At 70.2% G+C, this 1,451-nt stretch carries 1 protein-coding gene and 1 pseudogene; one reads left to right on the forward strand and one right to left on the reverse strand.

Going from position 1 to position 1,451, the window contains the following annotated elements; genetic code table 11:
* Positions 1-206 precede the first annotated feature (206 nt).
* The gene (locus AOK23_RS48090) at positions 207-431 is read right to left on the reverse strand and encodes a hypothetical protein (RefSeq protein WP_055715393.1); all 225 of its coding nucleotides are present in this window, start codon (positions 429-431) and stop codon (positions 207-209) included.
* Positions 432-973: 542 nt separating this feature from the next.
* Between AOK23_RS48090 and AOK23_RS27985 the strand changes: the two are divergent.
* A pseudogene (locus AOK23_RS27985) lies at positions 974-1,388 on the forward strand (DUF2617 family protein); the annotation flags it as partial.
* Positions 1,389-1,451: the final 63 nt, after the last annotated feature.

A 1,451-nucleotide genomic window follows, 5' to 3' on the forward strand; every position in this document is an offset into this window, starting at 1 on the left:
GCGGCACCGCACTGGAACAAAGCGGGGCACCCACGGGGGGTTGCTTCGGGGGACTGAGAGAAAGAGAAGGGGGGTGGCGCCATGAACGCGATCGTGCTCGTGGCCATCATCCTGGGGGTCGTCTTCGTGGTGCTCACGACGGTCGTCGTGTCCGTCAAGAGAAGCACCGCCCGCGCGCTGCGATCGGGCAGCTACCGTACGGGCGGTTACGGCGGCGGGAGCGCCCGCCGTGGCAGCAGCCACAGCGACACGTACCACGGCAGCGACCAGAGCTGGTGGGTGCTCGGCGGTTCGTCGTGCGGCAGCAGTTCGTCGTCGTGCAGCAGCAGCTCGTCGTCGTGCGGCAGCAGTTCGTCGTGCGGGTCCTCCTGCGGAGGCGGGGGCGGATGCGGTGGGGGCAGCTGACACGGGGCAGCCGAGCTCCACGACACGAGCGCCCGCCGGGATCGAACTCCCGGCGGGCGCTCGTGTGTCCGCCGGGCGGCTGATCGTCCGCAAGGGGGCGATCCCGTCGTACCTCCTCCGCGGACCGCGTGCCCCAGGTATACGCCTGGGTACGCCGGGAGGGTCCGGTTGCCCGGCGGGCGCTCCCCGTCGTTCGCGCGCCCGCCGGAACGGGCGCGCGAGTAGCACTTCCATGGCAGGGGCGCACGCCTGGTTGAACAGTTGAGCTGTACAGCCCTCGGGGGGATGGAAAGCACGTCAAGTTGGGTAAAAACGCTGTGGTGGCCCCACAGTTCATGATTCCCTATAAATCGCCAACGCAGCCCCCGGACGTCCCTCCCGGCAGGCCTGTCCTGGCTGACCGGACCGCTGGGACGTCGTCCCCACCCCGAACTGGCTGACCGGGCCCCACCTCCGGTGCCGAAGCGGGGTGCGTCGGACCACCTTTCTTCATCTTCTTTGCGTGCTAGCGGAGCCGACCCATGCTCACGACCCTGAACACGACCTACACCGACACCCGCGCGGCCNNCGCGGGCGCGAAGCTTCAGTTGAGGCTTCTCGGCGCGTCCCACCAGGTGCTCCTGGAGGAGGAGAGGGGCAGTCACTGTTCGGAGACGGTCGCCTGCATCCCGGGTTCCAGCACGCCCCTCCCGCTCGGGGTGGCCAAGAGGGTGGGCGACTGGGAGTACGAATTCGCCGCCCGCGTCGAGGTGTTGTCGCCCGGCTCCTTCGCCGGCCGCGCCCAGGAACTCCTCGCGCTCGTCTCCGACCACCCCCACGGACTCGCCGGCGTCTTCCCCGGCAGCCCTCACGCCTTCACGGCGATGCTCGCGCAGCGCTACGAGGGCCAGGTGCACTGGCGTACGTGGCACGCGTATCCGCAGGACGGCCAACTGGTCGCCACGAGGACGAGGGTGGGGGTGCGGGTGTCGGTACCGCTGTGAGGGGGCCGGGCGCTTCATAGCTCGGCGCGCTGTTCGTTCGGCGGGTGCGGGTGCGGGTGCGGG

Source organism: Streptomyces torulosus, from assembly GCF_001419765.1.
Classification (GTDB): Bacteria; Actinomycetota; Actinomycetes; order Streptomycetales; family Streptomycetaceae; genus Streptomyces; species Streptomyces torulosus.